Source organism: Streptomyces sp. NPDC052687 (genome assembly GCF_040678395.1).
GTDB lineage: Bacteria > Actinomycetota > Actinomycetes > Streptomycetales > Streptomycetaceae > Streptomyces.
The window spans coordinates 1-26,987 of sequence record NZ_JBFATR010000064.1; the positions used below are offsets into that span (position 1 = coordinate 1).

At 72.6% G+C, this 26,987-nt stretch carries 25 protein-coding genes; 14 read left to right on the forward strand and 11 right to left on the reverse strand.

Features of this window, described 5'->3' with window-relative positions; all coding sequences use genetic code 11:
- The 6 genes from AB0K92_RS30915 to AB0K92_RS30940 all read right to left on the reverse strand — a co-directional run.
- The coding region (locus AB0K92_RS30915; protein WP_365928375.1) for an ester cyclase at window positions 1-504 on the reverse strand (504 nt) is incomplete at its 3' end.
- Between the two features lie 169 nt (window positions 505-673).
- Entirely contained in the window at window positions 674-1,663 is a 990-nt protein-coding gene (locus tag AB0K92_RS30920) for an aldo/keto reductase (protein ID WP_365928377.1), read from the reverse strand.
- Window positions 1,664-1,711: 48 nt separating this feature from the next.
- Window positions 1,712-2,713 (reverse strand): NAD-dependent epimerase/dehydratase, encoded by a 1,002-nt coding sequence (locus AB0K92_RS30925; protein WP_365928379.1) that lies wholly within the window; start codon window positions 2,711-2,713, stop codon window positions 1,712-1,714.
- 151 nt (window positions 2,714-2,864) lie between these two features.
- On the reverse strand, window positions 2,865-4,253 hold the full coding sequence (locus AB0K92_RS30930; protein WP_365928381.1) for an NDP-hexose 2,3-dehydratase family protein: 1,389 nt from the start codon (window positions 4,251-4,253) through the stop codon (window positions 2,865-2,867).
- Between the two features lie 379 nt (window positions 4,254-4,632).
- Window positions 4,633-5,814, reverse strand: coding sequence for a nucleotide disphospho-sugar-binding domain-containing protein (locus AB0K92_RS30935; RefSeq protein WP_365928383.1), 1,182 nt, complete (start codon window positions 5,812-5,814; stop codon window positions 4,633-4,635).
- Between the two features lie 113 nt (window positions 5,815-5,927).
- Window positions 5,928-7,346, reverse strand: a complete 1,419-nt coding sequence (locus AB0K92_RS30940) for a DHA2 family efflux MFS transporter permease subunit (protein ID WP_365928425.1) — start codon at window positions 7,344-7,346, stop codon at window positions 5,928-5,930.
- Between the two features lie 556 nt (window positions 7,347-7,902).
- Between AB0K92_RS30940 and rfbA the strand changes: the two genes are divergently transcribed.
- The 6 genes from rfbA (at window position 7,903) to AB0K92_RS30970 (ending at window position 14,673) form a co-directional block, all read left to right on the forward strand.
- On the forward strand, window positions 7,903-8,799 hold the full coding sequence (rfbA, locus tag AB0K92_RS30945; RefSeq protein ID WP_165994919.1) for a glucose-1-phosphate thymidylyltransferase RfbA: 897 nt from the start codon (window positions 7,903-7,905) through the stop codon (window positions 8,797-8,799).
- A 131-nt stretch (window positions 8,800-8,930) separates the two neighbouring features.
- Entirely contained in the window at window positions 8,931-9,932 is a 1,002-nt protein-coding gene (rfbB, locus tag AB0K92_RS30950) for a dTDP-glucose 4,6-dehydratase (protein WP_365928385.1), read from the forward strand.
- Between the two features lie 113 nt (window positions 9,933-10,045).
- Complete coding sequence (locus AB0K92_RS30955) at window positions 10,046-10,318, forward strand: hypothetical protein (RefSeq protein ID WP_365928387.1); 273 nt, start codon at window positions 10,046-10,048, stop codon at window positions 10,316-10,318.
- Window positions 10,315-12,612, forward strand: coding sequence for a TOMM precursor leader peptide-binding protein (locus tag AB0K92_RS30960; RefSeq protein WP_365928389.1), 2,298 nt, complete (start codon window positions 10,315-10,317; stop codon window positions 12,610-12,612). The genes AB0K92_RS30955 and AB0K92_RS30960 overlap by 4 nt, the downstream gene beginning before the upstream one ends.
- 190 nt (window positions 12,613-12,802) lie before the next feature.
- Window positions 12,803-13,999: a histidine kinase gene (locus AB0K92_RS30965; protein ID WP_365928391.1), complete on the forward strand. Its 1,197-nt coding sequence runs from the start codon at window positions 12,803-12,805 to the stop codon at window positions 13,997-13,999.
- Window positions 14,000-14,064: 65 nt separating this feature from the next.
- Window positions 14,065-14,673, forward strand: coding sequence for a response regulator transcription factor (locus tag AB0K92_RS30970; protein WP_165994914.1), 609 nt, complete (start codon window positions 14,065-14,067; stop codon window positions 14,671-14,673).
- 43 nt (window positions 14,674-14,716) lie between these two features.
- Here the strand turns inward: AB0K92_RS30970 and AB0K92_RS30975 are convergent, their stop codons facing one another.
- The 3 genes from AB0K92_RS30975 to AB0K92_RS30985 form a co-directional block, all read right to left on the reverse strand.
- Window positions 14,717-15,346 (reverse strand): NADH oxidase, encoded by a 630-nt coding sequence (locus tag AB0K92_RS30975; protein ID WP_365928393.1) that lies wholly within the window; start codon window positions 15,344-15,346, stop codon window positions 14,717-14,719.
- A gap of 202 nt (window positions 15,347-15,548) precedes the next feature.
- Window positions 15,549-16,469 (reverse strand): alpha/beta fold hydrolase, encoded by a 921-nt coding sequence (locus AB0K92_RS30980; protein WP_365928395.1) that lies wholly within the window; start codon window positions 16,467-16,469, stop codon window positions 15,549-15,551.
- 79 nt (window positions 16,470-16,548) lie between these two features.
- Window positions 16,549-17,019: a nuclear transport factor 2 family protein gene (locus tag AB0K92_RS30985; RefSeq protein ID WP_365928397.1), complete on the reverse strand. Its 471-nt coding sequence runs from the start codon at window positions 17,017-17,019 to the stop codon at window positions 16,549-16,551.
- Window positions 17,020-17,476: 457 nt separating this feature from the next.
- Here AB0K92_RS30985 and AB0K92_RS30990 point away from each other — a divergent pair, with 457 nt between their 5' ends.
- The 8 genes from AB0K92_RS30990 to pheA all read left to right on the forward strand — a co-directional run bounded on the left by AB0K92_RS30990 (window position 17,477) and on the right by pheA (window position 24,448).
- The gene (locus AB0K92_RS30990) at window positions 17,477-19,132 is read left to right on the forward strand and encodes an AMP-binding protein (protein WP_365928399.1); all 1,656 of its coding nucleotides are present in this window, start codon (window positions 17,477-17,479) and stop codon (window positions 19,130-19,132) included.
- Window positions 19,133-19,141: 9 nt separating this feature from the next.
- Window positions 19,142-20,695, forward strand: coding sequence for a phenylalanine aminomutase (D-beta-phenylalanine forming) (locus AB0K92_RS30995; RefSeq protein WP_365928401.1), 1,554 nt, complete (start codon window positions 19,142-19,144; stop codon window positions 20,693-20,695).
- Window positions 20,696-20,703: 8 nt separating this feature from the next.
- Entirely contained in the window at window positions 20,704-21,111 is a 408-nt protein-coding gene (locus tag AB0K92_RS31000) for a hypothetical protein (protein ID WP_365928403.1), read from the forward strand.
- A 10-nt stretch (window positions 21,112-21,121) separates the two neighbouring features.
- The gene (locus tag AB0K92_RS31005) at window positions 21,122-21,601 is read left to right on the forward strand and encodes a hypothetical protein (RefSeq protein ID WP_365928405.1); all 480 of its coding nucleotides are present in this window, start codon (window positions 21,122-21,124) and stop codon (window positions 21,599-21,601) included.
- Window positions 21,598-21,843: an acyl carrier protein gene (locus AB0K92_RS31010; protein WP_365928407.1), complete on the forward strand. Its 246-nt coding sequence runs from the start codon at window positions 21,598-21,600 to the stop codon at window positions 21,841-21,843. The genes AB0K92_RS31005 and AB0K92_RS31010 overlap by 4 nt, the downstream gene beginning before the upstream one ends.
- 94 nt (window positions 21,844-21,937) lie before the next feature.
- On the forward strand, window positions 21,938-22,339 hold the full coding sequence (aroH, locus tag AB0K92_RS31015) for a chorismate mutase (protein ID WP_365928427.1): 402 nt from the start codon (window positions 21,938-21,940) through the stop codon (window positions 22,337-22,339).
- 2 nt (window positions 22,340-22,341) lie between these two features.
- On the forward strand, window positions 22,342-23,571 hold the full coding sequence (locus AB0K92_RS31020) for a 3-deoxy-7-phosphoheptulonate synthase (RefSeq protein ID WP_365928409.1): 1,230 nt from the start codon (window positions 22,342-22,344) through the stop codon (window positions 23,569-23,571).
- Between the two features lie 25 nt (window positions 23,572-23,596).
- Window positions 23,597-24,448 (forward strand): prephenate dehydratase, encoded by an 852-nt coding sequence (gene pheA / locus AB0K92_RS31025; protein WP_365928411.1) that lies wholly within the window; start codon window positions 23,597-23,599, stop codon window positions 24,446-24,448.
- Window positions 24,449-24,494: 46 nt separating this feature from the next.
- On the opposite strand, the gene AB0K92_RS31030 is transcribed toward pheA, so the two are convergent.
- Window positions 24,495-25,622 carry an FAD-dependent monooxygenase gene (locus AB0K92_RS31030; RefSeq protein ID WP_365928413.1) on the reverse strand — a complete coding sequence of 376 codons (1,128 nt, stop codon included), beginning with the start codon at window positions 25,620-25,622 and terminating at the stop codon, window positions 24,495-24,497.
- 117 nt (window positions 25,623-25,739) lie between these two features.
- Complete coding sequence (metK, locus tag AB0K92_RS31035) at window positions 25,740-26,957, reverse strand: methionine adenosyltransferase (protein WP_365928415.1); 1,218 nt, start codon at window positions 26,955-26,957, stop codon at window positions 25,740-25,742.
- Window positions 26,958-26,987 lie beyond the last annotated feature (30 nt).

The window sequence follows — 26,987 nt, forward strand, 5'->3', positions numbered from 1 at the left end:
ACAGTTCCCGATGACCGTAGTGCTGTGGATCCTGGCGATCCTGGCCGTCCCCACGTTGATCTTCTTCGGGTGGCTGGCCTGGGTGCAGGCCTGTGCGGCCGGTGCCGGGTCGACGCCGAGCTGGCGGAAGAGGTCGTCCATGTTCAGCTGGTCCCAGTGCTCGGCGAGCAGGCCGTCCTGCACCCGCCAGATGTCGATGGACTGGAAGTTCACCGGGCGTCCGCTGGCCGGTATGCCGAGGAAGGTGCCCTGGTGGGTGGCGCTGTACTCCAGGCGCGCGGCGACGCGGTCGCCTTCGGCGATGACGTCGTGGAGCTCGGCCTTCAGGTCGGGGAAGGCGGAGAACACCTGGACCCAGAACGCCCGGTTGGCGTCGATGCCGTCGGCGACCGCCGGGTTGTGGTCGAGGTGGCCGGGGGCCGTGTGCTCCTCCATCGTGCTGACGTCGTGGTTGTTGATCATGTCGACGAAGCTCTGGACGAGGGTGTGGTGGTTGCGGGACATCTGTGGCCTCTTTCGGCTGGCTGTCGGGAAAAGGGGGGCGGGCAGGGGCGGGTTTCGGTCAGAGCATCGCGGCCGGCGGTCGAGCCGCTCTGGAGCGCGCCCGGCGCCGGCGGCGGCGCGAGCGGGACGCGAGGCGCCGCCCGGGCGCCGGTGCGGTGGTGTGCGGGGGTCAGCTCAGCCAGCAGTCGGGGGCGGGTCCGCCCTTGCCGATCGGCGGGAAGAGCCGGTCGAGTCCGGCCAGCAGGGAGGCCGGGAGGGTGTGGTCCAGGGCTTCGAGGGCGCCGTCGATGTGCTGCTCGGTGCGCGGTCCGATCACCGCGGCCGTCACGCCGGGGCGGGACAGCGTCCAGGCCATGCCGACCACCGCCGGGTCCAGGCCGTGCTCGGCGCACAGCTTCTCGTAGGCCTCGATGGTGTCGCGCTGCGCGTCCAGGGCCTCCAGCGCGCGGCCCTGCGCGGACTTGACGGCGGAGTTGGTCGCCAGCTTGCGCAGCACGCCGCCGAGCAGGCCGCCGTGCAGCGGCGACCACACCAGCAGGCCGAGCCCGTGTGCCTGGGCGGCGGGGATGACCTCCAGTTCGGTGTACCGGGTGACGAGGTTGTACACGAACTGCTCGGAGACCAGGCCCAGGCTGTTCCTGCGCTGGGCGGCGGCCTGCGCGGTGGCGATGTCCCAGCCGGCGAAGTTGGACGAGCCGACGTAGCGCACCTTGCCCTGGGTGACCAGGAGGTCCATGGCCTGCCAGACCTCGTCCCAGCCCACGGTCCGGTCCAGGTGGTGCATCTGGTACAGGTCGATCCAGTCGGTGCCCAGCCGGCGCAGGGACGCCTCGCAGGAGGCGACGATGTTGCGGGCCGACAGGCCGTGGTCGTTCAGGCCGTGGTCGCTCATCGGGTCGCCCACCTTGGTGGCCAGGACGACCTCGTCGCGGCGGGCGGGGTTCTTGGCGAGCCAGCGGCCGATGACTTCCTCGGTGTGGCCCTTGTGGACGCGCCAGCCGTAGGTGTTGGCGGTGTCGACCAGGTTGATGCCCCGCTGCAGCGCATGGTCCATGAGGCGGTGGGCCTCCGGCTCCTCCACCCGGCCACCGATGTTGACGGTGCCCAGGGCCAGCCTGCTGACCCGCAGACCGGTACGGCCCAGCTGTGTGTAGATCACGCGACCTTCTCCTCGTTCAGGGGGGTGGATGCTTGTGCGGGGGCGGGCTCAGGACACGCCGGCCTCGCGGCCGCTGGAGCAGAACCGCGTGGTCAGGCGCAGGCCTTCGTCCAGGGACACCTGCGGTTCCCAGCCGGTCGCGGCCCGGAAGGCGGCAGAGTCGACGGTCACGCTGCGGAAGTCGCTGACCTCGGCGTACTCGGGCGGCTCCACGCAGACCACCGGCACCGCCTCCTTGCCCGTCTGCTCGGCGACCAGCGCGGCGACCTGCCGGAAGACCTCGCCGAGCGGGGCGGCCCGGCCGGTGCCGATCAGCCAGCGCTTGCCGTGCAGGACGTCCATGCGGGCGATCGCGGCCCAGAAGGCGCGGGCGACGTCGTCGACGTGGAGCAGGTCCCGGCGCACCGAGCCGTCGTGCCACATGGTCAGGGGCTCGCCGGCCACCGCGCGGCGGGTCATCGTGGAGACGATGCCCTTGTCCCGGGCGGTGGAGCCGGGGCTGTAGCCGTACAGGGTGGTCAGGCGCAGGCAGGCGCCGCGCACCGTGCCCGCCGCGTCGGCCTCCAGCAGCAGTCGTTCCGCTTCGAGTTTGAGGCGTTCGTAGTAGCCCTTGGGCCGGTCGGGCTCGCTGCCGTCCAGGACCTCCTTGTCGGCGGTGCCGGCGGCGGTGACCGATCCGGTGAACAGCACGGTCGGCGGCGGGGAGGTGGCGCGCTCGCCGAGGGCGTGCAGCAGGTCGCGCATCAGGCCCACGTGGACGCGGGCGGCGCCCTCGTCGCCGTCGGTGATGCGCCAGGTGGACGCCCCCGCGATGTACGCCAGGGCGTGGATGACGACGTCGGCGTCCTGGACGGCGGCGGCCATCCGGCCGGGTTCGGTCAGGTCCGCGGAGATCACCTCGATCTCGGCGCGGGCGTCCTCGGGGACGGGGCACGGGCGGCGGGAGACGGCCCGTATCCGTACCGGGTGGCGTGCCAGTTCGCGCAGGACGGCGGAGCCGACGAAGCCGGCGGCGCCCAGCACCACGATGAGCGGGGACTTGACGGTCACAGCGCTGCCTCCAGCGTCCGGGCGGGATCGGGTGCGGGCAGCGTGCCCGCGTGCCGCGGGTGCGGGGCGGGTCCCGGCACGCTGCGGCTTCGGGGGGACGTGGGCGTCGGGTACGGCGCGCCGGTAAGCGGGCCGGCGGGGCCGGGGCCGCTCACAGCAGGCATGCGGCCAGGCTCCGGGCCTCGACGTTGACGTGGTATCCGAAGTGGATGAGGCGGCTGAGCAGGCCGAGGGTCATCCACCGGTAGTTGTCCGGTACGTCGATCTCGTGGTCCTCGGGGACTTCGACGACCAGGTGGCGCGTGTCCGCGCGGGAGAAGCGTCCGCCGTCCTCCGACTGGACCGTGTCCAGGCGGACCCAGGGGGCGGGGGCGTCGAGGTAGGCGGTCAGCGGCGGGAAGTCCTGCGGGCCGCGGTGGTAGCCCGGGGAGAACTGCACGGTGGGTCCCAGTTCCAGACGGTCCGTCAGGCCGGGCTGGACGGTGGCCTGGAGCAGGAACTCCAGCACGCCCGCCCGCCGCCGGCAGATCAGGGCCACGGTGTTGCCGGGGCGGGGTTCGAGCATGGGCTGCCACCAGGTGCCGACCTCCCGGCTGGTCGCCCGCACCGAGAAGCCGAGGATGTCGAAGATGCGGCCGTCGCGATGGCGGATGCTGTCGTCGTCGACGATCCATTCGTCCATCTCGCGCAGACTGGTGCGCCGCACGTCCAGGCTGTAGGCCGCCTTCTGGTCGAACAACCACGTCAGCGTGGTGGCGAGGTCGGCCGCGCGGACCGGTGTGCGGTGCGAGGTCAGCAGGTCGGCGTGGAAGGCGTCGGTCTGCCCGGCGTAGGACGGCCGCTCCTCGCGGGCGGTGCCGTAGGCGATGCCGGACAGCACGGTGCGGGCGTTCATGTTGACGCGGTTGCCCAGCAGCAGCTGCCGGCGCAGCTGGCCCAGGGTGAGCCAGGTGAAGTCTTCCTCGACGGGTACGTCCTCGTCCTCGGGAACCTCGACGATCATGTTGCGGTTCCTCTTGTACAGGTACCAGTAGCCGTGCTCGGAAAGGAGCTGGTCGAACAGGACGCGTCGCCGTGTGCCCTCCAGGAAGTACTCCAGGTACGGGGTGGCCCTGCCGCCGTGGACGCGCTTGTAGTTGCTCTGGGTCGCCTGGACGGTCGCCGCGTACTGGACGAAGGCGGTGTTGCCGGGCTCCATCTTCGCCTGCATGAGGAAGTGGAGCACGCCGTTGAACCGCTTGACGATGATGCCGAGGATGCCGACTTCCGGCTGGACGATGATCGGCTGGCTCCATTGCCGTACCGGTCCGAAGTCGGTGTGCACGCGCAGGCCCTCGACGGTGAAGAACTTGCCGTCGGCGCGGTTGAGCCGGTCGCCCAGATGCCAGTTGGGCAGGTCGGCCAGCGGTATGCGCTGCACCTCGTACGAGGCGGACTCCTCCCTCTGTTTGAGGAAGACACCCGCGTCGGGGGTCAGCGGGGACTCCCAGTCCACCGCCGACCTCAGAAAGTCGTCGGCACCGTTCACCTCGGGATGCATCCTGCTACTTCCTTTCGACTTCACGGGCCATGACTGCCGGTCGGCGGTTGAAGAGCACCGGGGGTGCGGCGACAGCCCGAGGGGGCGGGGGCGGGCGCCGGGGTGCGCGCCCGGGAAGGGCCGGGGGCGGATTTCCGGGAAGACCGGCCGCGCCGCCGTGTCGTCGCGGTGCGGCGGAGGGCCGGGGCTTGCAAGTGTGGGCGGGGCCACCGGTCGCGGAAGTGGACGACGACTTGAACGCCCGTGGACGCCGGCCTTGCCGCGCGCCCGCGCCCCGTGCTCGGGTGGGTGAGCGCGGGGCGCGGGCGCGTACCGGATCCGGCCGGGGCCGCGCCCGCCGGTGCCGGGCCGGAGGGGGCGGCGTGCGGTGCGGGAGCGGTCAGCGGGCGAACTCGGGGAACCGGGCGACCGTCTCGGCCGGGCCGGGCAGCTCGGCGATCTCCTGGGCGATCTTGCGGGCGGCGTCCCGGTAGGTGTCGTCGCTCAGCAGCGTGCGCACCTCGGCCTGCACGGCCTCGGCGGTCACGGCGTCGCCGAGCAGCAGGCGTCCCGCTCCGGCCGCGCTCACCGCGGGCGCGTTGCCGTGGCCGTCGCCCTCGCGCGGCAGGATCAGCTGGGGCAGCCCCGCGGCCAGCGAGGCCAGGGTGGTGCCGTGGCCGCCGTGGTGGACGACGACGTCGGCGTGGCGCAGCGCCTCGACCTGCGGCACCCACGACAGCGCCACGACCCGCTCCGGCAGCTCGCCCAGCTCGGCCGGGTCCACCACGGAGCTGGTCGCGACCAGGACGCGCACGCCCAGCGGCAGCAGGCCGTCGATCGCGGTGCGCAGCAGCTGCGCGGAGGTGACCACGGTGCCGAAGCTGAGGTAGACCAGCGGGCCCTCGCCCTGGGTGACGCTCGCGGGCAGCTCGCCCGGTTCGCCGAAGGGGACGGGGCGCTGCGGGATGATCCGGATGTCCGAGGCGAGGAAGTCCGCATCCTGCACGGACGGCGGGCAGATGTCGATGTAGGGGTGGCCCAGGCTGCGGCTGGGGGCGATCTTGTCGGCGACGCCCAGGTCGCTCGCGGTGGTGAACAGTTCCCGCTGGATCAGCGGGTCGGTGTCGGGGTGGGGGGTGACGCGGCCGATGGCCTGGCACACGGCGGGCACGCCCGCGGCGGCGGCCGCGAAGCCGGCGCCCGGGTTGAGGCTCTCGTAGACGACGAGGTCGGGCTGGACGGACTCCAGGGCGCGGGTGACGTCCGCGTGGACGGCGCGCGGCAGGACGGAGCCGAACGCCTTGACGGCCAGGCTCGCCAGGACGTGCGGGGGGATGTCACTGGCCTGTGCGGAGCCGCCGTTGGCGTCCAGGAACGCCTGTCCGCCGGCCGCCTCGATGAACGCCTCGGGGACGGTGATGCCGCCGGCGACGGGGATGAGCTGCGACTTCTCGACGATCGGGTGGAACTGCTCGCTGGTGGCGAACCAGACCTCGTGGCCGGCGTCGCGTGCCGCCTCGGCGAGCGGCATCAGGGGGAAGACGTGTCCGTAGTTTCCAAGACTTGCGAAGAGAACCTTCATGGTGCGCGCGGCCTTTCTGCCGGTGGCGTGAGGGAAGACGGCGGGGGATGCCCTGTCCGCGCGGCCCGGCGCGAGCGTGTCGCGCCGGGCCGCGGGTCGGCGTTCCCAGGGGGTCAGCGGGTGGCCGTGGGGACCGGTACGGCGGCTTCCAGGGCGGGTTCGCCGCTGTCGGGTTCCTCCTGGCCGGCGGGGGTGGTGCGGGAGGCGAAGAGCATCACGACGGCGGCGGTCGCCATGGCGGCCGCGCCGATCCACAGGGCGGGCTTGAAGCCGTCGACGAAGTTCTGGCCCGAGGCGTAGCCGCCGTTGTGGGTGAAGACGGTGGTCAGGACGGTCACGCCCAGGGGTGCGCCCAGTTCGCGGGCGGCGGAGTTGGCGCCGGAGGCGATGCCCTGTTCGGCAGGGTCGACGGAGCTCATCGTCAGGTTGAACAGCGGGGCGAAGAAGCAGGCGACGCCCACGCCGCCCAGGAGGTAGCCGGGCAGCTGCTCGAGGTAGGAGGCATCGGGGCTCATCACCAGTGCCCAGTAGGCGAATCCGGCGGCCAGCATGGCGAGTCCGAAGACGGCCACGGGGCGGCCGCCGATCCGGTCCGAGAGGATGCCCGCGACGGGGGCGATCAGCAGCGGCATCGCCGTCCACGCCAGCATCCGCACGCCCGCCTCGGTGGGTGACATGTGCTGGATGGTCTGCATGAACTGGGTGATGAGGAAGACCACGCCGTACATGCCGAAGGCCATCAGCAGGGCGCCGGCGTTGACGGCGCTGAAGGCGCGGTTGCGGAACATGCGCATCGGCAGCATGGGGGCGCGGCTGCGCTGTTCCCACAGGACGAACAGCACGAGCAGCACGGTGCCGGCGGCCAGCGGGCCGGCGACCAGCGGGGCGCCCCAGCCGTCGTGGCCGCCGGCGCGGATCAGGCCGTAGACGAGGCCGAGGATGCCCAGGCCGCTCAGGACCGTGCCGGGCACGTCCAGGCGGTCGTTGGGGCCGTGGCTCTCGGCCAGGGCGCGCCAGGCGGCCGGGACGAGCAGCAGGCCGACCGGCACGTTGATCCAGAAGATCCAGTGCCAGGAGATGTGTTCGGTCACGATGCCGCCGACCAGCGGGCCGCCGGCGATGGACAGTCCGCTGACCGCGCTGTAGATGCCGAGGGCGGCGCCGCGCTTGGCCGCGGGCACGGCGTGGGTGAGCAGGGTGAGGGAGAGCGGCATGATGATGGCGGCGCCGACTCCCTGGATGACGCGGGCGGCGATCAGCTCGCCGATGCCCGGTGCCACGGCGGCCCCGGCCGACGCGGCGGTGAACACCAGCAGGCCGACGATGAACATGCGGCGGCGCCCGAAGCGGTCGCCCAGGGAGGCGCCGAACATCATCAGCATGGCGAACGACAGCGTGTAGGCGTTCACCGTCCATTCCAGGTCCTCCAGGCTGCCACCGAGGTCGTCCCTGATGGTGGGCAGTGCGACGAGGACCACCAGATTGTCGAGTCCGGCCATGAAGGCGGTCAGGCCCGTGATCAGGATGGCCATGCCCGGGGACTTCCCCACCCCGGCGGTCTTGCCGCCGGCGGCGACGTTGTCAGTACTCATTCAGGGGTTTCCTTCCGACTTCACCATGGGGGGACACCGGTGTGCGTGGCGCGGTCCGGTGACCGGGCGCCGGCCCGGATACCGAGCGCGCAGGGCATCACGTCGAAGCTAGGCAGCGCTGCTCGAGCGGTGGTCGAATCCCGTTCCACGCCGTACAGGGGTGCGGGGCCTCCAGTGCTTCTCCGTCTGCGCTCGATCGCACGGCCGCACGATCGGGCAGCGGACTCGGGCAGGCCCTGCCTTCCCCGGACCGGCCGCACCGCGTCCACCCGCCGTCCGCCGCACCGCGTCCACCCGCCGTCCGCCGCGCCGCGTCCACCCCGCCGCACAGCTTTCGTCCGCCGCGCCGCGTGCGCCCCGCCGCGCCGCGCCGGGAAAAAAGGGGGGGGCCTCGTGCGGGCGGGAGCCGGCGGGGCTGCCCGGCTCGTCGAGGGCCCGGCGGATGCCACGAGGGACCGGAAAACCACCCCACCGACGACGTTCAAGGAAGGCCGAGATGAAGGGCATCATCCTCGCCGGCGGCAGCGGCACCCGGCTGCGCCCGCTGACCGGTGCGCTGTCCAAACAGATCCTGCCGGTCTACGACAAGCCCATGATCTACTATCCGCTCTCCGTGCTGATGCTGGCCGGTGTCCGGGACATCCTGGTGATCTCCTCCAGGGACCACTCCGACAGCTTCCGCGCCCTGCTGGGTGACGGCTCCCGGCTCGGTCTGAACATCTCCTACGCCGAGCAGGACCAGCCGCGCGGGATCGCCGAGGCGCTGGTCATCGGCGCCGACTTCATCGAGGACGACCAGGTCGCGCTGGTGCTGGGCGACAACATCTTCCACGGGCCGCGGTTCTCGCTGCTCCTGGACGACGCGCTGCGCCGGCTCGACGGCGCGGCGCTGTTCGGCTACCGGGTGCGCGATCCGCACCGCTACGGGATCGGGGAGATCGACGCCGACGGCCGGCTGCTGTCGCTGGAGGAGAAGCCCGCCGAGCCGCGCTCCAACATCGCGGTGACGGGGCTGTACTTCTACGACAGCGACGTGGTCGGGATCGCGAAGAACCTCTCCCCCTCGGCGCGGGGCGAGCTGGAGATCACCGATGTCAACCTCGCCTATCTGGCGCAGGGCCGGGCCCGGCTCACCGAGCTGGGCCGCGGCTTCGCCTGGCTGGACATGGGCACCCACGACTCGCTGCTGCAGGCGGCGCAGTACGTCCAGCTGGTCGAGCAGCGCCAGGGCGAGTGGATCGCCTGTGTCGAGGAGGTGGCGCTCAACCGCGGTTACATCACCGCCGAGCACTGCCGGCGCCTCGGCGAGGAGATGGCGGGCACCGCTTACGGCGCCTATGTCACCGAGGTCGCGGCCCGTCACCGCCTGACGCCGCCCGCCCGCGTAGCCTGAGAAGGAGAACGTGCCATGCTCTGCATCCGACCCTCGACCCCGCACGGCGCGGGGCTGTCCGCCGGGCCGGCGGGCGCCGTCGCCGCCCGGCCCGTGCCGCCCGGTTCCCGCACGGTGGCCGGGGGTGTGTCATGACGACCCGGGTCCTGGTCACCGGCGGGGCCGGGTTCATCGGCTCGCACTACGTGCGCACCGTCCTGGGCCCCGACGGCCCCGGTGATGTCTCGATCACCGTGCTGGACAAGCTGACCTACGCGGGCAACCCCGCCAACCTCGACGAGGTCCGCGACCACCCGCAGTTCTCGTTCGTGCAGGGCGACATCTGCGACCCCGAGCTGGTCGCCAAGCTGATGGCCGAGCACGCCCAGGTGGTGCACTTCGCCGCGGAGTCGCATGTCGACCGGTCGATCGACGGGGGCGCGGAGTTCGTGCGCACCAACGTGGTGGGCACGCACACGCTCACCGACGCGGCGCACCGGGCCGGCATCGAGGTCTTCGTGCACGTCTCCACCGACGAGGTGTACGGCTCGATCGAGGAGGGTTCCTGGCCCGAGGACCATCCGCTGGAGCCGAACTCGCCGTACTCGTCGTCGAAGGCGTCCAGCGACCTGATCGCGCTGTCGTACCACCGCACGCACGGTCTGGACGTGCGGGTCACCCGCTGTTCGAACAACTTCGGGCACCACCAGTTCCCCGAGAAGGTCATCCCGCTGTTCGTGACGAACCTGCTGGACGGCAGGAAGGTCCCGCTGTACGGCGACGGCGGCAACGTCCGCGACTGGCTGCACATCGACGACCACGTCCAGGGCATCGAGCTGGTGCGCACCAGGGGCCGGGCCGGTGAGATCTACAACATCGGCGGCGGCACCGAGCTGTCCAACCGGGAGCTGACCGCGCTGCTGCTGCGGGCGTGCGGCGCGAGCTGGGCGGACAGTGTCGAGCACGTCGAGGACCGCAAGGGCCACGACCGGCGCTACTCGGTGGACTGCACCAAAATCCGCCAGGAGCTGGGTTACCGGCCCCGCAGGGGTTTCGAGGAGGCGCTCGCGGAAACCGTACGGTGGTATCGCGACAACCGCGACTGGTGGGAGCCGCTCAAGGGGGCGGCCGGCGGAGCGGGCATCTCCGGTTGAGTGAGAACTTCACCCGTCGGCGATGAACCCGACACTGTCCGCGAGGTGGGCGCGCGTCGAAGAATTCCGGTCATTGGAGCACCAGCCCACCACGACAGTGAGGATCTACTCCGATGAGCCATGCGAGTGTCAGCACGGACACCGGCCCGGCGCGCATCACCGAGGCAGTTCCCGCACGTCCGCTCCTCGTGGTCGAGCACCTCGGCCACCGCGCCGGCTCAGCGGTGCGCTTCACCTTCTGCGCCGAGGCGGCGGCCGACGCTCCCGCGTTCACCCTGTGCGCCGGCCCGATCCCCGCGAACGTCGCTCTGACCTACACCTACGGCGCCCCCACCGCGGCGCCGGTGGCCGTCGAGAGCGACTCCGTCGCGGGGTCGTGGATATGACGACAGAATTGCCGCCTTCCAGGAGACCGGGGCCGGGTGCCCCCCAGGACGGGGAAGCCCTCGTCGGATTCCGGCACCACCTGCGTCCGGCGACGGTCCCCGGCGAGGCGACCTACCTGGTCTCGCGGCAGGGCGTGACCGCCCTGCACGGCGCGCTGGCCGAGGTGCTGGTCCCGCTGCTCGACGGCACCCGGTCCCTCACCCAGATCCTTCAGGCCGCCGCGCCCGCCCTGACCGCCGAGGAGGCGCAGGGCGGGCTGCGGCTCCTGAGCGAGGCCGGGCTGCTGCGCTTCGGCACCCCGGCCCCCTCGGCCGCGGCCGGTGACCCGGTCGCCGAGGCGTACTGGGACCTGGCCGGCCTGGACGGCGCGCGGGCCGCGGCCGGCCTGGCCTGCTCACGGCTGCGGATCCTGCCGCTGGCCGGCGTCGACGCCGCCGCGGTGCTCGCCGCCGGCGCCGACTCGGGCCTGACCGTGGCCGACAGCGACACCGACCTCACACTGGTGCTGTGCGACGACTACCTCTCCCCCGAGCTGGAGCGGGTCGACGCCGAGCACCGGGCGGCGGGCCGGCCGTGGCTGCTCGCCCGCCTGTGCGGCTACGAGCCGTGGATCGGGCCGTTCTTCCGGCCCGGCGAGGGCCCCTGCTGGACGTGCCTGGCCCTGCGGGTGGAGCAGCACCGCAGCTACGAGGGGCCGCTCAGGCAGGCGCTGGCCCTGGAGGGGCCGCTGGGCCGGCCGATCGCCTCGCTGTCCGCGGGCCGGGTCATGGCCGCGCAGAGCGCGGTGCTGGAGGCCGCCAAGTGGCTGGCCGGCCTGCGCTACGCCGATCAGGGCGCCGTCCGCACGGTCGACACCCTCACCCTGCGCACCCGCGTCCACGCGGTGCCGCGGGTCCCCCAGTGCCCTTCCTGCGGTGACCCGCAGCTGACGGCCCGGCGGGTGCGCGCGCCGTTCGTGCCCGTGTCGCGGCCCAAGGCCGCCCCCGGCGGCGGCGGGCACCGGGCGCTGACCCCCGACCAGGTCCTTGAGCGCTACGGGCACCTGGTGAGCCCGGTCACCGGGATCGTCTCCGCACTCGAACCGGCGCCCGGCGCACCGGAGTTCGCCACGACCTATGTGTCGGGGCGCAACCTGGCGATGCGTGAGCGGGGCCCGGCGGGGCTGCGCGCGCTCAGCGGCGGCAAGGGCCTGACCGACGCCGAGGCCCGCACCAGCGCGCTGTGCGAGGCGGTGGAACGCTACAGCGGCACCCGGCACGGCGACGAGCCGGTCGTGGTGGACACCCTGGCCGGGCTGGGCGAGCAGGCGATCCATCCGCACGCCTGCCAGCTGTACGCGCAGCGGCAGTTCCGTGAGCGCGAGCTGTGGAACCGTTCCGGCTCGCCCTTCCATCATGTGCCCGAGCCCTTCGACGAGCAGCGGCCGGTGGAGTGGACGCCGGTGTGGTCGCTGACCGGGCGGTGCCACCGGCTGCTGCCCACCTCGATGCTGTACTTCCCCCGCGACGGGGCCGGTTCGCGGGCACCTTATGCCGACTCCAACGGCAACGCGGCGGGCAGCAGCCCGGAGGACGCCCTGGTGCAGGGGTTTTTGGAGCTGGTGGAGCGCGACGCGGTCGCCCTGTGGTGGTACAATCGCACCCGGCAGCCGGCGATCGACCTGGAGTCGTTCGGCGAGCCGTACATCGGCCGGCTGCAGGAGGGGTACGGGCGGCTGGGGCGCCGGGTGTGGGCGCTGGATCTGACCAGCGACCTCGGTATCCCCGCGGTGGTGGCGCTGTCGCGGCGCGAGGGCGCGCCCGGCGAGGACATCATCTTCGGTTTCGGTGCCCATTTCGATCCGGCGGTCGCCCTGCGCCGGGCGCTGACGGAGATGGGGCAGCTGCTGCCGGCGGTCGGCGACGGCCTGCCCGGGGGCGGCTACGGCATCACCGACGCGCTGCCGGTGCGCTGGTGGCGGCAGGCGACCGTCGTCAACCAGCCGTATCTGCTGCCGGATCCGGCCTTGCGGCCGCGTACGCCCGGCAGTTGGGACTATGCTCCGCGCACCGACCTGCTGGACGACGTCGAAGCGATCACGCAACTCGTCGGCGGCAAGGGCATGGAGCTTCTCGTCCTGGACCAGACCCGGCCGGAGGTGGGAATGCCGGTGGTCAAGGTGATGGCCCCGGGTCTGCGGCACTTCTGGGCCAGGTATGCGCCGGGCCGGCTGTTCGATGTGCCGGTCGCACTCGGACGGCTCTCCCGCCCCACCCCCTACGAGCAGCTCAACCCGATCCCGCTGTTCGTGTGAAGCGTTCATTTCCGGCCAGTTGCACGTCCTCCGTGTCCGTGTTCGCCGTGCCGCAGCAGCGCTCTGTCCGGCATGAAGTCCGGTATGGTTTCGAACCAGATTCGGACACGAGGGGGGCTCGTACGAGGTGGACCGTCCCGATCCCTGGAGTTTTCTGTCGCGTTCCGGTCCATCGCAGGACCACCGCAGCGTGGCCACCAGAACCGCCCGGGGCATTCTGGTGGCCGCGCTGTTCTGCTACCTGGCGATCACCTTCCTCAACATCCTCACCCAGCGGCTGGCCGCGTCCGGGCTGGCGCTGGCGCTGACGTGTCTGGTGCTGGTGTTCCTGCTGCAGCTGGTGCACTCCTCCCCCGCCATGGCCGGGGCGCGGATGCGCACCAAGGTGCTGACGCTGGCCGGCCAAGGGGTCTTGTCGTACCTGCCGTTGATGTGGTTCGGGGTGTCCTGGGGGGCGATGGCCGGGTTCTTCGCCGGGTCCGTGCTCCTGCTGCTGCCGGCCCCGTGGGGCTGGACGCTGTACGGGCTGACGACGCTGAGTCTGCTGGTGCCGGGCATCCTGGACGACCGCAGCGTGGTCGACATCGTGTACATGGGCCAGACCACGGCGCTGACCGGTCTGGTGGTGTACGGGCTGAGCCGGCTGACCAGTCTGGTGGAGCAGTTGCACCGGGCCCGCGCGGATCTGGCCCGGCTGGCCGTCAGCAACGAGCAGTTACGTTTCGCCCGGGACCTGCACGATCTGCTCGGGTACAGCCTTTCGGCGATCACGCTGAAGAACGAGCTGATCCACCGGCTGATCCCGGCCAACCCGATGCGGGCCCGCGAGGAGGTCGACGAGGTGCTCGGCATCTCCCGCCAGGCGCTGGCCGATGTGCGCCGGGTCGCCAGCGGGTACCGGGAGATGGCGCTGGGTTCGGAGCTGACCTCCGCCGAGTCGGTGCTGGCCGCCGCCGATGTCGAGGTCAGTGTCGAGTGTGACGACGCCGTCGAGCACCTGGGCACGGCGACGTCCACGGTGCTGGCCACGGTGCTGCGCGAGGGGGTCACCAATCTGCTGCGGCACTCCAAGGCCTCGTACTGCCACATCTCCGCCCGGGTCGAGGACGATCTGGTGCGCCTGCGGATCGTCAACGACGGTCTGGTGCAGGGGCATCAGGTGCCGTCGCCGCACAGCGGCACCGGTCTGGGCAACCTCCAGCAGCGGCTGGAGGGCATCGGCGGCCGGCTGACCGTGCGCCGTCTGGCGGGCGAGGGCGGTTCGGACGTGTTCCGGCTGACCGCCCAGGCGCCGGTGCGGGCGGCCGGGCCGCATGACGCGGGCGGGCGGGCGGGCGGATTCGCCGGCGAGGAAGAGCCGTTCGGGCCGAGCGGCATCGCGGTGTGAACGCCCGCCCGGTGGGCGGGGGTTGGGTAGTCTCGAAGGATTTGCGGTGTAGGGGGAGGGCGACGATGATACGGATCATCCTGGCCGAGGACATGCACATGGTTCGGGGCGCGCTGGTGGCTCTGCTCAATCTGGAGGACGACCTGAAGGTGGTCGCCGAGCTGGAGCGGGGGGACCAGATCCTGAACGCGGCCCGTGAGCACCGGCCGGACGTCGCCATCATCGACATCGACCTGCCGGGTCTGGACGGGCTGAGCGCGGCCGAGCTGCTGCACGAGCGGGTGCCGGAGTGCCGCACGCTGATCCTGACCAGTCTGGGCCGTCCGGGCACGCTGCGCCGGGCCATGTCGGCGCGGGTGGCGGGTTTCCTGCTCAAGGACGCGCCGCCCAGTGACCTGGCCCAGGCGGTGCGCCGGGTCGCGGCCGGGCAGCGGGTGGTCGACCCGCAGCTGGCGCTGGCGGCCTGGGGCGGCGGGGAGAGCCCGCTGACCAGCCGTGAGACGGAGGTGCTGCAGCTGGCCGCGCAGGGCACCGAGCCGCAGGAGATCGCCGGTCAGCTGCGGCTGTCCGCGGGCACGGTGCGCAACTACCTCACCACGGCCGTGACCAAGCTCAACGCCCGCAACCGGGTGGACGCGATCCGTATCGCGCGCGAGTCGGGCTGGCTGCTGTGAGCGGCCCGGCCGGCCCCGGCCCCCGGTGGCGGGTGCAGGGTGGTCAGTTGGCGGTCACCGTCATGCCCGCGCCGGCCAGGTAGCCCAGTATCTGCCGGGTCAGCTCCGCGGGCAGGGGCAGCATGTCGACGATGGCGTCGGGGGTGGTCGGCCAGGCCAGCAGGGACACCACCCACATCGCCTCGGGGCGGTGGATCTCCACCCGGTGGTCCATGACGCGGGACTGGATGACCAGCACGTCCCCGCGCACGGTGATCGTCACGGTGGGCCGCAGCCGTACCCGGCGCTGGGCCGGCAGGTGGACGAGGGAGAAGCGGGCGGTGCGGTCGACCGGCACCACCGACAGCACCGGCCCCTTGAGGTCCTCCAGGGAGAGTGTCCTGATCACCACGTGGGAGATCCCGCGCAGCACCGACAGCACCACCGCGTAGGTGCTGTGCCCGCCGGGGTGGGTGTCGCCGGTCTCGACCAGGTTGGTGAGCAGCACGGGACCGAGTTCCATGCGGCGCAGCATCTCGGCGACCTCGGGCGCGGGGTCCTCGACCCGTTCGGTGCCCAGGGGTCCGCTGAGCAGCAGGGCCCGGCCTTCCTCTTCCCATCCGACCACCGTGTCCTCGCGCAGCGACCACAGGTGGTGCAGGCGCGGGGTGGCATTCTCGGTGGGGGACTTCACGGTCTACCGACCTCCTCAGGCTGTCGGAGCCGACGACATGTGCGGCTCCCCCGCGGCCCCCGCTCGCGACTCCAGTATGGAAGCGGGTAGGTGGCATGGGCAGCGAACGGGTCACACACGGGGCATGAGAAAATCACGGGCTGTTCACCCCCCGCCGCGGGGCGCCCCGTGGTGTGTGCGGGGCCGGGCGGCCGTCGCCCGGTCAGGAGGCGGGGGCGGGGGTGCCGGCCGGGTCGTGGCCGGCGGTGCGCAGGGCTTCGTCGAAGAAGGCCAGAGCGCGCAGGTGGTAGGGGCGGGCGGCGCGGCCGAGGCTGATGTTGTGGCCGGCGCCCGGCTGGCGCTCGACGCGGACGAGGGGTGCCTTGGTCAGGCGGGAGGTCAGGTCGGCGAGGTCGGCTTCCTCGTGCTGCCACCAGGCCTCGTGCTCGGCGAAGGTCAGGCGCAGCGGGATGCCGATGCGGGGTGCGAGTTCGTCGAACATCGCCGGCCACAGGGGTACTTCGGCGGCCTCGCGGGCGGGGATGGGGGCGATGAGGTGCCCGGCCGCGCGGAAGGTGCCCGGCGGGTAGAGGCCGAGCGGGCCCCAGTTGCGTTCCCATTCCAGGTGGCGGCGCAGGCGGCGGCGTTCGTCGGGCTGGATGCCGTAGCGGTGGCCGACGCCGGAGGCGTCCAGGGCGAGCAGGCCGGGGGTGCGTGCGGCGGTCGTCAGGGCGAGTTTGCCGCCGTAGGAGTGGGCGAGCAGGAGGAAGCCGTGGCCGACGCGGTGGCGGGCGGCGAACGCCTCCAGCGCGGCGGACAGCACGGCGGACTGCTCGTCGAGGGTGAGGCCGGCGGGGGCCTGTGCGGCGGAGTGGCCGTAGCCGGGCCGGTCCAGGGCCAGCACCGTGTAGCCGAGCCGGGCGCCCAGGGTGAGCAGGGACAGGTCGGCGTCGGCCTGCCCGTCGAAGTAGCCCGCCCGCATGCCGCCGCCGTGCACGGCGACGACGGTCGCGCGGGGCGGGGTGTCGGGCGGCTGGGCCAGCAGGCCGGACAGGGTGAGGCCCGCGGCGTCGAGGAGGATCGGGCGGACCCCGGCGGAGTGGGCCGGCACCGGTGCTGTGCGGTCCGTCCTGGACAGGCTCATGGGTGGTGGTCCTTGTCGTGGGCGGCCGGCCGGGCCGGCTGCCGGGGTGCCCGCGTCCGTGCGCCCCGGCACTGCGGGCTCAGGCAAGCTGACGGGCGAAGGTGGCCATGTCGAAGTAGAGCGTCTCGTCGACCAGGACGTCGCCGTCGAAGTGGAAGAAGACGGCGACGGGGGCGTCGACGGACTTGCCGCGGTTGGGTATGCCGCGCCAGTCGGCCTCCTGCTTGGCGCGGAACTGGGCTTCCAGGATCACCGCGGTCGGCGTGTGGTGGACGTGGAGCAGGTCGTGCTCGGGGTGCGGGAAGGCCTCGCGCAGTTCGGCGAAGTACTTCTCCTTGATGGCCTGTTCACCGATGAACGGGCTCTCCTCGTACGCCATGACCCGGTAGACGCCGCCGCGGGGGAACGTGGCGAGCACCCCGTCGATGTCCCAGGCGTGCTCGGCGATGGTGTGCTCCATGACGACCGCCTCGCGCTTCTTGCGCAGCTCGGCGTCGGGCTGCGCGAGGTCGGCGCCAGGCAGCTTGAACTCGTGCTCCTCGGAGGACATGCGGTCTCCCTTTGAGATCTTGGCCGGTTCGGTTCGCCAGTGACGCTAGGGCGTCGTCCTCGCCTGTCCCTCGTACCTGGCTGGAGCGCGGGCAGGCGCGGCGCGCGCCGAGACGGGTTCCAGGGGGGCGGGCGGCAGGCGCGCGCCGGGGAGTGGCGGCGGTTCGGGCCGGGGGTGGCGGTGGTTGGGGCCCAGGGGGGTGGCGGTGGTTCGGGCCGGGGGTGGGGGTGGTCAGGGCCCGGGGGGGGCGGTGGTTGGGGCGGGGGTGGCGGTGGTCGGGTCCCGGGGGTGTGGGGCAGGGCGCCGACCTGCCGATACACCGGCGGTCAAGACGGGCTCCAGTCCCGCGCCCATCGCGGTGTCCCACGGTGGGTTGCTCAAGGCCCCGGCGTGACGCGGGCCTTGAAGGGCCGCGGCCGGCGCGCGCCGCCGTCACTTCACCGACAAGGGAGACGCTATGGAACGGCCGCTTGCTTCGGCGGACAACCTCTACCGGCTGCTCATGGGGCCCGCGGCCGTCTCCCCGGATGCGCCGGCGGTGGTGGAGGCGGACGAGGACGGGGTGCTCACGGAGGTCTCCTACCGTGCGCTGGATGTGCTGACCCAGCAGTACGCGGACGTCCTGAACGGTCTGGGCCTCGATGTCGGCGACCGTGTGGTGATCGAGGCGGACACCTCGGCGCCGGCGGTGGCCATGCTGCTCGCCTGCTCGCTGCTGGGGCTGCCGTTCGTGACGGTGAGCCCGCAGACACCGGACGCCCGCCTGGTGTCGATCGTGGGTTCGGTCGAGCCGGCGCTGCACGCCCGGGCCGGCCACCTGGCGCGCAGGGAGTCGGTCGAGGTGGAGGGCAGCGCGTACTTCGGCCCCGCGGGTCTGGTGGTCGAGCGTGCGCCGGCGCGCCGGGTGCGCCGGCGGCGTGCCGTGCTGGCCACCGACACCGCGTACATCGTCTTCACGTCCGGGTCGACGGGCCGTCCCAAGGGTGTGGTGATGAGCCACCGGGCGATCGTGACGTTCCTGCGCGCGATGCTGCACGACCGGCTGGCCGGGCCCGGTGACCGGGTGGCGAGCACGTCGCCGCTGCAGTTCGACTTCGCGCTGTTCGGGATCGGTGTGGCGCTGGCCGGCGGCGCGGCGCTGGTGCCGGTGCGGCGTGAGGATCTCGGCTCGCCGCGGCGCATGATCGGTTTTCTGCGCGATGCCGGGGTCACCCAGGTGCACGGTGTGCCCTCGCTGTGGCGTCCGGTGCTGCGTCATGACCCGCAGCTGCTCGCGCAGTTGGGGCGGCTGCGGTCGGTGGTCTTCGCGGGAGAGGAGTTCCCGCTGCCGGAGCTGCGCCGGCTGCAGCAGATGCTGCCCGGTGTCCGGCTGGTCAACGGTTACGGGGCGACGGAGTCGATGGCCGCCTCGTTCACGGATGTTCCCGATCCGCTGCCGGCCGGGCAGGAGCGGCTGTCGATCGGTCACGCCCACGCGGGCGCGGAGATGACGGTGGTGGACGAGCGCGGCGAGGTCGTCACCGAGCCGGGCGGCATCGGGGAGATCTACCTGCGCAGCCCGTGCCTGTTCACCGGTTACTGGAACGATCCCGAGGCGACGGCGGCGGTGCTGGTGCCCGACCCGGTCGAGTCGCGGCACGGGCAGAAGGTGCTGCGCACCGGGGACCTGGCCCGGGTGGGCGCGGGGGGTGATCTGGTGTTCGTGGGCCGCTGCGACCACCAGGTGCAGATCCGCGGGAACCGGGTGGAGCTGGGTGAGATCGAGGGCACGCTGACCCGTCTGCCGTCGGTGACGGCGGCGGCGGCGGTGCTGGTGCCGCGGGCGGGGGACCACGTGCTGATGGCGGCCGTCGTCCTGGACGGCGCGCAGGCGCGGCTGGACGTGCGGGCGGCGCTGGCGGTGTGTGCGCGGGAGCTGCCCGCCTACATGGTGCCCCGTTCGGTCCGCGTCGTGCCACAGCTGCCGCTGACCGTGAACGGCAAGGTCGACCGGGAGGTGCTGGCCCGGCAGCTGGCCTCCCCACCCGCCACACCCACGGCGCCCGCGGTGTCCGGGGTGCCGGGGCCGGTGGGGACATCGGATGTACGACTCGCTACGAACGCCAACGCTTAGGAGCTTTACGTGACTTACACCTTGTCCATCAACCAGCGGGTGCGGCTGAGCGACGTCGCGTCGACGGCGGTCTCGGGCGATCCGGTGGCCATCGACGACTCCGTGCGCGCGCGGGTGCAGGCCTCGCGCCGGACGCTGGAGAAGTTCGTCGCGGAGGAACGCGTCATCTACGGCGTCAACACCAGTATGGGCGGGTTCGTCAATTACCTGGTGCCGGTGACGATGGCGCGGCAGCTGCAGGAGAACCTCCTCAACGCCGTGGCGACCAACGTGGGTGATCATCTCGACGATGTCACGGTCCGGGCGATCATGACGTCGCGGATCGTGTCGCTGTCGCGGGGCAACTCGGCGATCTCGCCGGCGAACCTGGACAAGCTGATCGCGATCCGCAACTCCGGTGTGGTGCCGTGTGTGCCGGAGAAGGGGTCGCTGGGCACCAGCGGCGACCTGGGGCCGCTGGCCGCGATCGCCCTGGTGTGCATCGGCCAGTGGAAGGCGCGGCTGGACGGTGAGGTGCTGCCCGGTGCCGAGGCGCTGCGGCGGGTGGGCATCGAGCCGATGGAGCTGAGTTTCAAGGAGGGCCTGGCGCTGATCAACGGCACCTCCGGCATGGTGGGCCTGGGCAGTCTGAACGTGGCGCGGGCCCAGCGGCTGCTGCGGTCGTATCTGCTGGTGTCGGCTCTGTCGGTGGAGGCGCTGGCCGGCAAGACCAAGCCGTTCGATCCGCGGGTGCACGCCCTCAAGCCGCACAAGGGGCAGCAGGAGGTGGCCCGGTTCCTGTGGGAGACGCTGGCCGACTCCACGCTGGCGGTGGACGAGCTGGACACCGAGCATCTGCTGTCGGGTGAGATGGGCAAGACCGCCAAGGCGGGTTCGCAGTCCATCGAGGACGCCTACTCCATCAGGTGCACCCCGCAGATCCTCGGTCCGGTCGTGGACAGTCTCGCCTCGATCGAGAAGGTCGTCGAGGACGAGCTGAACTCCTCCAACGACAACCCGCTCGTCGACCCCGACGAGAACGAGGTGTTCCACAACGGGCACTTCCACGGGCAGTACGTGGCCATGGCGATGGACCATCTGGCGATCGCGCTGACCACGCTGATGAACCTGTCCAACCGGCGCATCGACCGGTACCTGGACAAGAGCAACAGCGAGGGGCTCCCGGCGTTCTTGTGCCAGGAGAACCCGGGGCTGCGGCTGGGGCTGATGGGCGGCCAGTTCATGACCGCCTCGCTGACCGCGGAGACGCGGGCGAAGGCCATGCCGATGTCCATCCAGTCGCTGACCTCGACCGCGGACTTCCAGGACATCGTCTCGTTCGGTTTCGTCGCGGCCCGGCGGGCCCGGGAGGTGCTGGACAACGTCGCCTACGTGGTCGCCTTCGAGCTGCTGTGCGCCTGCCAGGCGGTCGACATCCGCGGCACGCAGGGGCTGTCGCCGGCGACCCGGCGGCTGTACGAGCAGGTGCGTGAGGTGGTCCCCTACCTCGACCACGACGTGACGATCACCGACTACGTGGAGGCGCTCGCGCAGCGTCTGCTCGACGAGCCGGGCCTGGGCTGAGGAGCGCCGTGCCTGTCTCGTCGCCGACAGCGAAGGTGTTCGACGCGCTCGAGGGCCCGCCGCAGGCCGTGCGGACGGCCGAGGGCACGCGCGTCACGGTGCGGCTGCCCGTGGAGCGGGCGGCCGCGCAGATGGCCGGCCACTATCCGGGCTTCCCGATCCTGCCGGGGGTGCTGCTGATCGACGCGGTGCGCCAGGCGGCCGCCGGTGCGGTGGGCGGGGAGCTTTCGCTGCGCAGCATCGACCGTGCCCGCTTCGCGCGCCCGCTGTTCGCGGGCGACGAGCTGGAACTGGTCCTGCTCGTCACGGCGGGGGCGCACGGCCGGGTCACGGTCCGTGCGCGCGGTGCGCGCGGTGACGGGCTGATGGCGGCGGAAGTGTCCCTCACCCTGGAGCCGGTGGTGGCCGGTGCTTGACCACAGCCAGGTGCGCGGCCGGCTGCGCCAGCGCCCTCCGATGCTTTTGCTGGACACCGTGCGCCACTTCTCGCCGCCCGGCTCCCTGGTCGCCACCAAGGCGGTCACCGGCGGGGAGGACTGCTACCGCGACGTGGCCGACGGCGCCGGCATCGACGGTTACGCGTATCCGTCGGTGCTCGTGCTCGAATCGTTCGGCCAGGCGGTGTCCGTGCTGTGGTCGCTGGCCGGGCTCGGCCCGCCGGAGGAGGTGCCGCTGATGGTCGGCGTGCGCGACCTGGTCTACGGCGCTCCGGCGGTGCCCGGCGACGTCCTGGAACACCATGTACAGCTTCGTCATCATTCCGGCGGGGTCGGTGAGTTCACCGGCCGGACGCTCAGCGCCGGCGAAACGGTTCTCGACGTGGGTTCGATCCTGGTGGTCTCGCGGCCTGCCGCGAGCCTGCTGCCCCCCGCGCCGGCATCCCCTCAAGACAAGGACGGCAGATGAACGACACCGACAACTCCCTGGCCGGAATCCGTGCGATCGTCGCGGAGATCCTGGCTCTGGGCGAGGACGAGATCGACGACAACGCGGACCTGTTCGACCACTACCAGGCCGACTCGCTCAACCTCATCGAGATCGTCGCGCAGGTGGAGAAGCAGTTCCGGGTGGTGCTGCCCGCGCAGGAGCTGCCCTTCGCGCGCACCATCGCCGCGCTGTACGGCCTGCTGGCCGGGCAGCGGGCCTGACCGCCTGCGGCGCTCTCGGTCCTGTCTTGTTCTTCGCAGACACTGGAGTCAGCCCGTGACGATTCCGACCAGCCGGGCGACCGGCCCCGGCGCCGTGGCCGTGCGTGCCGTGCGCGGTGCCACCCAGGTCGCCGGTGACGATCCCGTACTCATCGAAGAGGGCACCCGGGAACTCCTCGGCGAGATCCTGCGGCGCAACGAGCTCGGCGATGCTGATTTGATCAGCATCGTCTTCACCACCACCCACGATTTGCGTTCGGCTTTCCCGGCGGCCGCGGCCAGGAAGCTGGGCCTTAACGATGTCCCGCTGCTGTGCACGGCCGAGATCGCGGTTCCGGGCTCGCTCGAGCGCGTCATCCGGATTCTGGCGCATGTGCACAGCCCGCGGCCGCGTGACGGCATGCATCACGTCTATCTCGGTGCCGCGGCGGCGCTGCGCCCCGACCTGGGTGCCCCCCTTGCGGGCACTGACTCCCCTCTGCCCCAAGGAGCCTGATCATGTCCGCGACGCCCCTCGCATCTCCCGTCCGTGACCGCGATCTGCGGCCGCCTGCGGCCCTCGGTGTCCCGGCGGGCCGGCTGGTGGCCGCCGAGCAGCAGCCCGTGTGGGCCGATCCGCAGCGCGCGTCCGCGGTGCGGGCCGAACTGGCCGCCCGGCCCGGTCTGGTGGGCTGGGAGGAGGTGCAGATGCTGCGCCTGCTGATGGCCGAGGCGGCCGGCGGCACCTACCAGGTCATCCAGGCCGGGGACTGCGCGGAGGACCCCGCCGAGTGCCACCCGCAGGCGGTGAACCGCAAGATCGGCCTGATCGACGCGCTGGCCGGCGTCATGAAGATCAACACCGGCAGGCCGGTCATCCGCATCGGCCGCATCGCCGGGCAGTTCGCCAAGCCGCGCAGCTCCCCCACCGAGACCGTCGACGGGCTGGAACTGCCGGTCTACCGGGGCCATCTGGTCAACGGGCCCGCCGCCACCGTCGAGGAGCGCCGCGCGGACGCGGAGCGGATGCTCGCCTGCTACACGGCGGCACAGCAGGCCACCACGCTGCTGCGCCAGCGTACCGGCGCCTGGATGCCGCCGACCGGGGCGCCGGTGTGGACCAGCCACGAGGCGCTCGTGCTGGACTACGAGCGGCCGCTGCTGCGCCGCGCGGCGGGCGGCCAGAGCTACCTGGCCTCCACCCACCTGCCCTGGATCGGTGAACGCACCAGGGACGTGGACGGCTCCCACGTGAAGCTGCTCGCCCAGGTCGCCAACCCCGTGGCCTGCAAGGTCGGTCCCACCATGACCGCCGCGCAGCTGGTGCAGCTGTGCGCCCGGCTGGACGCGGGCCGGGAGCCGGGCCGGCTGACGCTGATCGCGCGCATGGGCGCCGGCCAGGTCGCCGCCCGGCTGCCGGCGCTGGTGAGGGCCGTCGTCGAGGCCGGGCACCCGGTGTCCTGGCTGTGCGACCCGATGCACGGCAACACGATCAAGACGCCCGCCGGGCTGAAGACCCGGTCGGTGGCCACCGTGATCGAGGAGGTGGTGGCCTTCCAGCAGGCGGTCACCGAAGCCGGCGGGGTCGCGGCGGGCCTGCACCTGGAGACCACCCCGGACGACGTCACCGAGTGCGTCTGGAGCCCGGCGCAGTCCGCCGACGTCGCCCGGCGCTACACCACGCTGTGCGACCCGCGGCTCAACCCCCGCCAGGCCGTGGCCGTCGCCGGGGCCTGGAGTGCCGGGTGAGCCGGCGAGCCGGGAGGGATCGCTGATGTCCGTCGCCTATCTGGGCCCGCAGGGCTCGTTCACCGAGGCGGCCGTGCGCGGGCTGGGCGTGCCGCGGGGAGCGGCGGTGCCGTATCCGACGGTGCGCCAGGTCCTTGACGCGGTGCGCCGCGGCACGCAGCAGGCCGGTGTCGTCCCGTGGGAGAACTCGGTCGAGGGGGCCGTCACCGAGTCCGTCGACGCGCTCGCCGGCGGGCGGGATCTGGTGATCGTCGCCGAGACGCTGCTGCGGGTGGAGTTCGCGCTGGCCGTCGTCCCGGCCGGCAGCCTCGCCGCCGTGCGGCAGGTGGTGACCCATCCGGTCGCGCACGCCCAGTGCCGTACCTGGCTGGGCGCTCACCTGCCGCGGGCCGAGGTGGTCAGCGCCGCCTCCACCGCGCAGGCGGCCCGGGACGTGGCCGCCGCGGGCGCCCCGCACCGGGCGGCCATCGCCGCGCCGGACGCGCTGCGCCGCTACGGGCTGGACATCGTCGCCCACGGCATCGGGGACCGCACGGACGCGGTGACCCGCTTCGTGCAGGTCTCCCGGCCGGTGGCCGCCACCAGCGGGCCCACCGGCGCCGACCGCACCAGCCTGGTCGTTCCGCTGGCCGGCCAGATGCAGCATCTGCACGCCGTGCTGGAGGAGTTCACCCGCCGGGGTGTCGCGCTGACCGCCGTGCTGTCACGGCCCGGCGGTTTCGGCCTGGGCACCTATTCCTTCCTCCTGGAGTGCGAAGGGCACCTCGACGACGCTCCCGTGCGCACGGTCGTCGACGCCCTGGTGCGGCGCCACGCCGCGTTCGTGCTGGGCAGCTACCCCCGCGCCGGCGCGGGCCGGCCGGCCCTCACCGGGTAGAACCGTCCGGCACGCCGGCCCGCGGGAGCGGGGTGTTCAGACCGGCTCAGATCGGTTCGGCGAGCCGGGCCAGGGCGCGTTCGACGACGGCGGTCTGGGCGTGCGGCGGTGCCTGCCGCTGTTCGAGCCGGCCGATCTCGATGGAGCTGTCGACGACGAACCGGCACCGCTGCTCGTGCCGGGCGGAGAACGCCTGGAGCGTGGCGGGGACGGTGCGGTGGCGGGCGAGTTCCTCGGCGAGCACCAGCGCGTCCTCGACGGCGATGCCGGCGCCCGAGGCCAGCTGCGGTGTGGTGGGGTGGGCGGCGTCACCGACGAGGAGCACCCGCCCGCGGTACCACGGGCCGGGCAGGCTGAACGTCTCCAGCGGCCGGTAGGCGATCTCGCTGCCGGGGCCGATCGACTCCCGGAAGTCGCCGACGTGCCCGCCGTAGGGTGCCAGCAGGCGGGCGAGGGCGGCGGGCAGTTCGTGCGGCGGGCGGGTGCGGCGCGGGGTGCGCTCGACCACGAACAGGTACATGCGGGTGGCCGCCACCGGTGTCCAGCCGACCTTGACCTCCCCGCCGAGGAAGTAGTGGCGGCGGTCGATTCCCGGCGGGCGCGAAACGAACATGCGCCACACGCTCTGGCCCGTGTAGTGCGGGCGGGGCGCGCCGGGGAAGACCTGGCGGCGGGTGCGCGAGTAGATGCCGTCCGCCGCGACCACCAGGTCGTAGCGGCCCCGGGTGCGGTCGCTGAAGGTGACGTCCACGCCGCCGGCGTCCTGGACGATGCGGGTGACGGACGTGCCGAAGCGCGGGCGCACCCCGCAGGCGAGGACCTTCGCGGACAGGATCCGGTACAGCACCGGGCGGCCGATGCCGCCGGAGCCGTGCACCTTCGCCTGGGCGGGCATCGGGGTGGGGATGTCCCGGATGTGGCTGCCGTCGACGCCGCACACCCGGATGCCCTCCCCCACGTACCCTTGCGCGGCGACCTCCTCGTACACCCCGAGCTGGCGCAGCGCGCGCAGCGTCGGCCCGGTGATCGTCAGCCCGGCGCCGCTCACCGTCCAGCCGGGCTCGATGTCGATGAGGTCGACCGCCGCGCCGGTGCGCCGCAGGGCGATGGTGGCCGACATGCCGGCGATCCCGGCGCCCACTATCAGCACGTGAGGGGTGCGCTGCGGCGTCATCGTGGTCCTTCCCGGTCGTTACGCGGTCTGTGAAGCGGGTCGGCGGCTGGAGGTGCCGGGTGGGTGCGGGCCGGGGAAAACGCCGGGCGGCGGGCGGCCCGAGGGGCAGGTGTGGGGTCAGCCGGTTTCCGCGGCGCGGCGCAGGGCGTCGGCGCGGTCGGTGCGTTCCCAGGTGAAGTCGGGCAGTTCGCGGCCGAAGTGGCCGTAGGCGGCGGTCTGGGCGTAGATGGGGCGCAGCAGGTCGAGGTCGCGGATGATGGCGGCCGGGCGCAGGTCGAAGACCTCGGTGATGGCGCGGGCGATGTGGTCGGGTTCGGCCGTGTGGGTGCCGAAGGTCTCCACGAACAGTCCCACCGGTTCGGCCCTGCCGATCGCGTAGGCGACCTGGACCTCGCAGCGGGCGGCGAGGCGGGCGGCGACGACGTTCTTGGCGACCCAGCGCATCGCGTAGGCGGCCGAGCGGTCCACCTTGGAGGGGTCCTTGCCGGAGAAGGCGCCGCCGCCGTGGCGGGCCATGCCGCCGTAGGTGTCGATGATGATCTTGCGGCCGGTCAGGCCGGCGTCGCCCATGGGGCCGCCGATCTCGAAGCGGCCGGTGGGGTTGACGAGCAGGCGGTGGCCGTCGGTGTCGAGTTTGATGTCGTCCTCGGCGAGGCGGGCCAGGACGGGTTCGACGACGTGGGTGCGGATGTCGGCGGCCAGCAGCGTGTCGAGGTCGATGGCGCTCGCGTGCTGGGAGGAGACGACCACCGTGTCCAGGCGGGCGGGCCGGCTGCCGTGGTACTCGATGGTGACCTGGGTCTTGCCGTCGGGACGCAGGTAGGCGAGGGTGCCGTCCTTGCGGACCTTTGCCAGGCGCAGGGACAGGCGGTGGGCCAGTTCGATCGGCAGCGGCATCAGGCTGGGCGTCTCGTCGGTGGCGTAGCCGAACATCAGGCCCTGGTCGCCGGCGCCCTGGCGGGCCAGTGCGTCGTCTTCGCCGGCCGTGCCGGCGGGCGGCCGGCCGGCCGGGTCGACGCCGCGGGCGATGTCGGGGGACTGCGCGCCCAGGGAGAGCGATATGCCGCAGGAGTTGCCGTCGAAGCCCTTGGCGGAGGAGTCGTAGCCGATGTCGAGGATCTTCGCGCGGACCAGGGCGGCGATGTCGGCGCGGGCGGTGGTGGCGACTTCGCCGGCGATGTGGACCTGGCCGGTGGTGATGAGGGTTTCGACCGCCACGCGGGCGGCGGGGTCCTGGCGCAGCAGGGCGTCCAGGACGGTGTCGCTGATCTGGTCGGCGATTTTGTCGGGGTGTCCCTCGGTGACGGATTCGGAGGTGAACAGGCGGTGGGACATGGCTCTCCCCAGGGGTGTGAAGGCGGTGGC

Coding starts and splice junctions, on each gene's coding strand:
- AB0K92_RS30930 (WP_365928381.1), bottom strand. CDS start 4,253: ATGCATCCCGAGGTGAACGGTGCCGACGACTTTCTGAGGTCGGCGGTG.
- AB0K92_RS30935 (WP_365928383.1), bottom strand. CDS start 5,814: ATGAAGGTTCTCTTCGCAAGTCTTGGAAACTACGGACACGTCTTCCCC.
- AB0K92_RS30940 (WP_365928425.1), bottom strand. CDS start 7,346: ATGGCCATCCTGATCACGGGCCTGACCGCCTTCATGGCCGGACTCGAC.
- rfbA (WP_165994919.1), top strand. CDS start 7,903: ATGAAGGGCATCATCCTCGCCGGCGGCAGCGGCACCCGGCTGCGCCCG.
- rfbB (WP_365928385.1), top strand. CDS start 8,931: ATGACGACCCGGGTCCTGGTCACCGGCGGGGCCGGGTTCATCGGCTCG.
- AB0K92_RS30955 (WP_365928387.1), top strand. CDS start 10,046: ATGAGCCATGCGAGTGTCAGCACGGACACCGGCCCGGCGCGCATCACC.
- AB0K92_RS30960 (WP_365928389.1), top strand. CDS start 10,315: ATGACGACAGAATTGCCGCCTTCCAGGAGACCGGGGCCGGGTGCCCCC.
- AB0K92_RS30970 (WP_165994914.1), top strand. CDS start 14,065: ATGATACGGATCATCCTGGCCGAGGACATGCACATGGTTCGGGGCGCG.
- AB0K92_RS30980 (WP_365928395.1), bottom strand. CDS start 16,469: ATGAGCCTGTCCAGGACGGACCGCACAGCACCGGTGCCGGCCCACTCC.
- AB0K92_RS30985 (WP_365928397.1), bottom strand. CDS start 17,019: ATGTCCTCCGAGGAGCACGAGTTCAAGCTGCCTGGCGCCGACCTCGCG.
- AB0K92_RS30990 (WP_365928399.1), top strand. CDS start 17,477: ATGGAACGGCCGCTTGCTTCGGCGGACAACCTCTACCGGCTGCTCATG.
- AB0K92_RS31010 (WP_365928407.1), top strand. CDS start 21,598: ATGAACGACACCGACAACTCCCTGGCCGGAATCCGTGCGATCGTCGCG.
- AB0K92_RS31020 (WP_365928409.1), top strand. CDS start 22,342: ATGTCCGCGACGCCCCTCGCATCTCCCGTCCGTGACCGCGATCTGCGG.
- pheA (WP_365928411.1), top strand. CDS start 23,597: ATGTCCGTCGCCTATCTGGGCCCGCAGGGCTCGTTCACCGAGGCGGCC.
- AB0K92_RS31030 (WP_365928413.1), bottom strand. CDS start 25,622: ATGACGCCGCAGCGCACCCCTCACGTGCTGATAGTGGGCGCCGGGATC.
- metK (WP_365928415.1), bottom strand. CDS start 26,957: ATGTCCCACCGCCTGTTCACCTCCGAATCCGTCACCGAGGGACACCCC.